Origin of the sequence: Rhodococcus sp. SMB37 (assembly GCF_004345605.1) — a bacterium.
Lineage (GTDB): Bacteria > Actinomycetota > Actinomycetes > Mycobacteriales > Mycobacteriaceae > Rhodococcus.
The window spans coordinates 160,059-166,606 of sequence record NZ_SLVY01000017.1 but is presented as its reverse complement, the minus strand read 5'-3'; the positions used below and the strand labels follow the sequence as shown (position 1 = coordinate 166,606).

General features: G+C 66.4%; 7 protein-coding genes and 1 tRNA gene. 4 read left to right on the top strand and 4 right to left on the bottom strand.

The window, feature by feature from the left end; all coding sequences use genetic code 11:
• Window positions 1–212: 212 nt before the first annotated feature.
• Entirely contained in the window at window positions 213–1,397 is a 1,185-nt protein-coding gene (locus EV641_RS23740) for a GIY-YIG nuclease family protein (protein ID WP_054719721.1), read from the bottom strand.
• Window positions 1,398–1,677: 280 nt separating this feature from the next.
• Between EV641_RS23740 and EV641_RS23735 the strand changes: the two genes are divergently transcribed.
• On the top strand, window positions 1,678–2,289 hold the full coding sequence (locus EV641_RS23735; protein WP_132475032.1) for a putative glycolipid-binding domain-containing protein: 612 nt from the start codon (window positions 1,678–1,680) through the stop codon (window positions 2,287–2,289).
• Here the strand turns inward: EV641_RS23735 and EV641_RS23730 are convergent.
• Together EV641_RS23730 and EV641_RS23725 are read right to left on the bottom strand one after the other, a co-directional pair.
• Window positions 2,286–3,629, bottom strand: coding sequence for an amidase (locus EV641_RS23730; protein WP_132475030.1), 1,344 nt, complete (start codon window positions 3,627–3,629; stop codon window positions 2,286–2,288). The two genes, EV641_RS23735 and EV641_RS23730, sit on opposite strands and share 4 nt — an antisense overlap.
• The gene (locus EV641_RS23725) at window positions 3,620–4,561 is read right to left on the bottom strand and encodes a prephenate dehydrogenase (RefSeq protein ID WP_132475028.1); all 942 of its coding nucleotides are present in this window, start codon (window positions 4,559–4,561) and stop codon (window positions 3,620–3,622) included. The genes EV641_RS23730 and EV641_RS23725 overlap by 10 nt, the downstream gene beginning before the upstream one ends.
• Before the next feature lie 66 nt (window positions 4,562–4,627).
• Here EV641_RS23725 and EV641_RS23720 point away from each other — a divergent pair, with 66 nt between their 5' ends.
• The 3 genes from EV641_RS23720 to EV641_RS23710 all read left to right on the top strand — a co-directional run bounded on the left by EV641_RS23720 (window position 4,628) and on the right by EV641_RS23710 (window position 5,778).
• Window positions 4,628–5,164, top strand: a complete 537-nt coding sequence (locus EV641_RS23720; protein ID WP_054719498.1) for a tRNA adenosine deaminase-associated protein — start codon at window positions 4,628–4,630, stop codon at window positions 5,162–5,164.
• Window positions 5,165–5,641 carry a nucleoside deaminase gene (locus EV641_RS23715; protein WP_132475026.1) on the top strand — a complete coding sequence of 159 codons (477 nt, stop codon included), beginning with the start codon at window positions 5,165–5,167 and terminating at the stop codon, window positions 5,639–5,641.
• A 46-nt stretch (window positions 5,642–5,687) separates the two neighbouring features.
• Window positions 5,688–5,778 (top strand) — tRNA-Ser (locus EV641_RS23710).
• A gap of 157 nt (window positions 5,779–5,935) precedes the next feature.
• Here EV641_RS23710 and EV641_RS23705 read toward each other — a convergent pair.
• Window positions 5,936–6,475, bottom strand: a complete 540-nt coding sequence (locus tag EV641_RS23705; RefSeq protein ID WP_054719501.1) for a TetR/AcrR family transcriptional regulator — start codon at window positions 6,473–6,475, stop codon at window positions 5,936–5,938.
• Window positions 6,476–6,548: the final 73 nt, after the last annotated feature.

The window sequence follows — 6,548 nt, the reverse complement described above, 5'->3', positions numbered from 1 at the left end:
GAACCCGGAAGCTAAGCCTGTCTGCGCCGATGGTACTGCACTCGACAGGGTGTGGGAGAGTAGGACGCCGCCGAACACCCGTTTGCGTTTGGGGCTCACACTTTTGTGTGGGCCCCAAACGCGTTTTCTGTGCCTGTAATTGTGGGCAATGAAATGGGGGCGGGGCCGGGAATTATTCCGGCCCCGCCCCCATTTCTTTTTATCGATTCTGTCTACGACCGGGGTGCTTTCGGTCGCGGTGCCGGCTTCGAAACCGGATGGCCTCCGGGCTTCGGAAGTGCACGTGTGAGTCGTGGGGCCCAACCACTCGTCGGCCAGCGCTTGAGTCCCAGACGATCCGGGGTCAGACGCGTATTGACGAAGGCCTTTTCGAGTTCTGGGTCGGCTTCTCCACGGAACCGGTAGAGGATTGTGCCGCCGTTCTCCTCGGTGCGGGCACCTGCTTCCCAGCCTGTGGCGCGATACACGCCGCGCACAATGTTGTCGGCGACCACGATGATCGGCAGTCCGTCGATGCCTCTTGCTGCCGTCCCGGCCGGCCAGGGGCGTGATGCGAGTTCGCGCACAGCCTCTGTCGACGCCTTCTTCGCTTCGTTGATACGCAGAACCACGCACGGTGTGGGCGGTTCCGGGGCGGCCTGCGCTGAGTACTGACGCACGATCTCCGAGATCGGGATTGCGGTGCGGTCGGCCTCCGACTCCTCGTTGGTGCCCGCCAGGTTCGTGAGTACCGGTTCACCGCGATGCGGTTCGAGCAGTCCGAGCGAGCTGATGACTGCCTGCGCGACCTCGCCGGCCGTGTGCTCGGGATCTTTCGCGGGGTGCAGCGCGTCGGCGATGATGAAGTGTTCGACGGAGTAGCCGGAGGCATACACCGCCTTGATGCGACGGATCGCCGCCTCGGTCTCGAGTGTCGCGACGGGCGCCTTCTCCTTCGACTCCTCGAGCTTGTGAGTCTCACCGAGCGCCGTCCAGGTGAGGGTGAAGATGCGATTGGCTCGACCGGTTCCGACGTAGAGGATGCTGCGATCACGGGAGTCCACGATCGCGTAGACATACGCGCCGAGCTGATCGATCACGTTCTTCTGGAGCGGTCCGGGTGTCGGTGTCCGGTCGTCGACATTGGTGACGATGGCGCGCAGAACCGTCAGGCGGAGAGATACGGGGACTGCGCCAGCAGAGCCCCCGAACAGCTCACGATTCGCGGCGTCGACCGAACCGAATGTGCGTCCGCTGTTGCGTGCCAGTGCGCCCAGCGCGAGCGTGAACTCGGAGAGTCTCTGCCGTGGATCGTCCGCGGTGTCCGGCAGCTCATTGCTGGTCAGGAACATCTGGATCTCTGGAGACTCCAGCAATGTCTGGGCGATGTTCAGAGGAACTGTCCACACGGTGCGCATGAAGCGACTCTAGGCCAATATAGGGCCGAGGAACCGATTCCGCGGCGGCTGCGTCGTACAGTTTTCGATCTTCGTTACGCGATGAGCATCCGCACTGACAACGAGGGGGATCGGTGGGTGGGGCGATCGGAAGTGGAGATGCATCGATGCAGGTAGAGGCAGTGCAGCCAGCTCTTCTCACGAGGGTCGGATCGGCGCTGTGAGACATCTCCGCACCGAAGGGTCTTCAATACCGGCACCGATGCTCCTCGTCGGTGACTTGTCGCATACGGTATAGACCGTGAGCAGCCCAGACTCTGATGCCGTTTCCCCTGCGGCAACCCCAGCGTCCAACTGGCCCGCGCTCCTGACCTGGCGGTCGCTGGACGCGCCCCGGATGGAATCGGTACGTGTGCAGTTGAGCGGCCAGCGCATCAAAGCGACCGGTCGTATCGTCGGAGCCGAGTGCTCCGAGCATCCGGCGTTCAGCGCCTCCTACGACCTCGTGACCGACGAAGACGGAGTCACGCGCCGGTTGTCGGTGCGCACCACGATGGCGGCCGGTGAGCGGCACATGTCGATCAGCCGTTCCGGCGAGGGCATCTGGATGGTCGACAGCGGAACCCACCACCAGCGAGCATCCTTCGGTGGGGCGCTCGACGTCGACGTGATCCTCAGCCCGTTCTTCAACGCGCTGCCGATCCGGCGCTACCGCTTGCAGGAGGGCGCAGACGAACTCGAAGTTCCCGTCGTGTACGTCAGTCTGCTGGACCTGACGGTGCAGGAAGCCCTGGTGATCTACAGCAGCGCGGCGGACGGGATCCATGTCCTGTCGCCGGTGTCGTCGTCCTCCGTGACGGTCGACGAAGACGGTTTCGTCGTCACCTACCGTGGGTTGGCCGAACGGATCTAGCTTTCGCCGACACCCTCCACTGCCAGCGCGACCGCGAGCGCCGCGGACTCTGCTGGATGGCTTCCGTGGCCGGCGGTGCCGCCGGTGAGCCCGACGATCTGCAGCCCGATGCCGGCGTCACCGGGCGCGGGCACCGAGATCGCAGGTACGCCGAGCACACTGAATGGAATGCACCGTTGAAGCAGGGGTGCTCTCAGCTCTGCCGGGTCGCTGTTCAGGCTTGCGGATCGGATGCTCGTGGTGGCGGTGAGCAAGGCATCGAGGTTCTCGGTGCGTCGCAACCGCTCGAGGACGTCGTGTCGGAGCTTCTGAGCGGTCCGTAGCGCCCGGAGGTACTCATGGGCGGGTCGATCCCTCTGTGCCTCCAGGAGTGCCGCCGTGGGCGGCTGGTAGAGCCCCGGGTCGGCCTCGAACCTGTCGCGGTGCGTCTCGTACGCCTCGGATCCGGTGATGATCGGATACACGCCGAGCAGATCGTCGGTTTCGGGAAGTACGACATCGACTACCTCGGCACCGAGATCTGTGAGGGTTCGGCACGCGAAGTCTGCTGCAGCCTCGAACGCGGGGTCGGTGAGGTCCCAGATTCCGCCGCGGAGCCTGCCGACCCTCAGACCCGACACAGGGGAACGTAGATGCGCGACACCGGGCATTGCGCCCCAGGCGAGTGCCGCATCGAGGCTGTCGGTGGTGAGCAGGCCGACGTGGTCGAAGGTCGTGGACAGCGGAAAGACGCCGTCGACGGGGAGTGCGCCGCTGCTCGGCTTGAATCCGGCGATGCCGCACAGTGCTGCGGGTGTGCGGACGCTGCAGCCGGTGTCGGTGCCCACCGCGACCGGCACGATGCCCTTCGCGACGAGCACCGCGGAACCGGACGACGAGCCGCCGCTGATGAGAGCGGGATCGTGTGGATGAGCAGCCGGACCCGAGGCGTTGACGAGGCCCGTCGGTCCGTATGCGAACTCGTGCAGGTGCGTCTTCGCGACGATGATCGCACCGGCCTCACGCAGCTTCTCGACGATGCGGGCGTCCCGGTCGGCGGTGGGTGCGTCGCCGAACACGTTGCTTCCGCAGCGGGTCGGGAGGCCCGCGACGTCGATGTTGTCCTTGATCGCGATCGCGACGCCGTGCAGCGGGCCGATCCAGTTGCCCGCGGCGATCTCGGCGTCGGCGCGCGCTGCGCACTCGAGGGCCGCAGCGTCGTCGCGGGCGGCCACGATGTTGGCCCAGGGGGTGCCGTCCAGCGCGTCGAGATCTGCGAGGACCTGGCGGACGTGCTCGGTTGCGGTGAGTTTTCCGGTGGTGAGGGCGGCCGCGGTGTCGCGAAGGTTCGTCACGTCCACACACCTCCGTGTCGTCCGGCATCCCTGAGGAGTTCGATCCAATTGTCGTCGCCGGGGACGATCCCGGTGATCGGATGGCGCTGGCGCTGTTCGTAGCGGGTGCGGGCGTCGTGACCGCTGCGTGTGAGGTCGCCGGTGCTGCCGTCTGCGAGTTGCTCGCGTGCTGCACGCAGGACGTCGAGGGTCTCGTCGAGGGCCTCGAGCAGCGCGGTCGCGTTGCCCTCGCACATCGCGTCGACGAGGCCGGGTGAGGTCGCCGCGACGCGCGTGCCGTCCCGGAACGAGCCGGCTGCGAGCCCGAGCGCCAGGTCGCCGCCGCCGGCCCCGGAGAGCGCGAGGGCTTCGGCGAGGATGTGTGGCAGATGGGAGATCCGCGCGACCGCGGAATCGTGTTCGCGGGACTCGGCGGGGACGACGACCGAACCGCAGTCGAGGGCAAGCTGCGCAACTTGCTGCCACACGTCGGGGTCGCTGCCGTCGTCGACGGTGACGACCCACACGGCATCGCGGAAGAGATCGGCAGATCCGGCTTCCCACCCGGACTCAGCGGTCCCGGCCATCGGATGTCCGCCGACGAAGCGGGCCGACAGGCCATGCGCTGCGACCGCGTCGGCGATCCGGCCCTTCACGCTCACGACATCGGTGAGCGCCACGTTCGGTGCGTGCTCGGCGATCGCCGCCAGAATCGAGTCGACGGCGGGCACCGGCACGGCGAGCACCACCAACGCTCGAGCTTCGTCCGCACGCGCCAGTGTGGCTGCGAGGTCGGTGGATGCGTCGAACCCGTCCGCGACGGCGGCCTCCACCGCGTGTGCCGACCGGTTGTATCCCCAGGCTTGACGGCCCGTCGCCGTCGCGGCCCGGAGGACGGATCCGCCGATCAGACCGAGACCGAGTACACAGATGGGGGGCGCGGCGGCAGGTGTGGACACCGCTTCAGATTGGCATATTCACCGGTGGGCTTCATTCGTGGGACCGGGCAGACTACCGTTGCGCGCATGGCTGCACAGCGTGTCGGGGACAAGAGCCCCGCGGTGAGTTCGACAGAGGACTTCGAAGGTTTTGCCGTTGCAGTGACGCGCGAGGACGGACGCTGGAAGTGCCGTGCACTGTCAGCATCAGCATTGACGAGCCTCGACGCTGCGGTGACGGAATTGCGGGAGCTCCGGAGCTCCGGAGCAGTGTTCGGTCTGCTCAATGTGGACGACGAGTTCTTCGTCATCGTGCGCCCTGCACCGGCGGGCACTCAATTGCTGTTGTCGGATGCGACGATGGCGGTGGACTACGACATCGCAGCCGATGTCCTCGAGGCGCTGAACATCGACATCCCGGATATCGATCCCGACGAGCTCGACGATGTGGAGCCGTGGGAAGAAGGTGATGTCGCGATCCTTGCCGACATGGGTCTGCCGGAGCCGGTGCTGACGGTGATCCTGTCGGAGACGGACCTGTATCCCGACGAGCAGATCGACGAGATCGCGCAGCGACTCGGATTCGATGACGTGTTGAGCTCGACGCTCGACAAGATGAACTAGATGGGTCTGCGCGACGACGAAGAGCTGATCCGGGTCGCGTTGGAAGCAGCGGCCGCCGCGCCCGCCGGAGACGTCCCGGTGGGTGCGGCGGTTTTCGCGTCGGACGGCACGGAGCTGGCTCGTGCTGCCAACTCACGTGAGGCCATCGGCGATCCGACCGCTCACGCCGAGGTACTTGCGCTGCGAGCTGCCGCTCAGGTGTACGGAGACGGCTGGCGACTCGAGGGAACGACGCTCGCGGTGACGCTGGAGCCGTGCACGATGTGTGCGGGGGCGCTCGTGCTCGCCCGGGTCTCGCGGGTGGTGTTCGGTGCGTGGGAGCCCAAGACCGGCGCTGTGGGGTCGCTGTGGGACGTCGTGCGCGACCGCAGGCTCACCCATCGACCCCAGGTTCGAGGGGGTGTGCTCGAGGGCGAGTGCGCGGCGGTGCTCGAAGAGTTCTTCCGCGACCAGCGCATCCCCCCGTCCGCGTTGTGACCAGGCGATTTCGAGACAGCGGCCCGATCCGGTAAAGTCTGCTAGCGGTGGCGTGTCCGAGCGGCCTAAGGAGCACGCCTCGAAAGCGTGTGACGGGTAACCCCCGTCCGTGGGTTCAAATCCCACCGCCACCGCCAAGAGTGACGCCCCCGAACTTCGGTTCGGGGGCGTCACTCGTTTCTGATGCCTACCGCGGATACACGCGAACGAAAATGGCAGCCGCTCGCTGTCGACAACGCGCGGCTGCCCATCCAGTGCGCGTATGTACGCCCGCCAGGTTTGATTGCCTCTCGGTCAGCGGCCTTCGATCAGGCGCCCGACCACGTCGAGCAATTCGTCGACGTCCTCGGGTGGGGTATCGCTCGTCTCGCCGGACATCGCCGCGTTGTAGTAGAGACCGTCGCCCATGAGCATGATCGCGCGGGCGACGGCGGGGTCGCTGATCTCATCGACGAGAACATCCATCCAGCCTCGATGAATTCTCTGGAGTGCGAGACGGGCGCGTGGGATCGCGTTCTGGCTCAGTCGGGTGGTGGCGATGATCGCGCGGTCGAGCGGGGTGCCGGCGTACACGGACGTGCGGATGTAGTACGCGGCCGGCCTCTCGGGGGCGTCCCGCATGAGGTCGGCATCCGCCGCGGCGAGTCCTTCGACGTGGTCGGCAAGGCCCTCGACGAGGGCGTCCTTGGAAGGGAAGTGGTAGAGCAGGCCGCCCTTCGATACGCCCGCCGCTGCGGCGACGGCGTCCAGGGTGGCGGCGCGTTCACCATGCTCGAGCAGGATTGTCACGAAGGCGTCGAGCAGTTTGGCGCGGGCGGCGGGAGGGGGTGGCACGGCCCGATGATACGACGTACGTTACTTTACCGTCCAGCTGGTATAGTAACGCGGGTTCGATCCCAACTCTCCC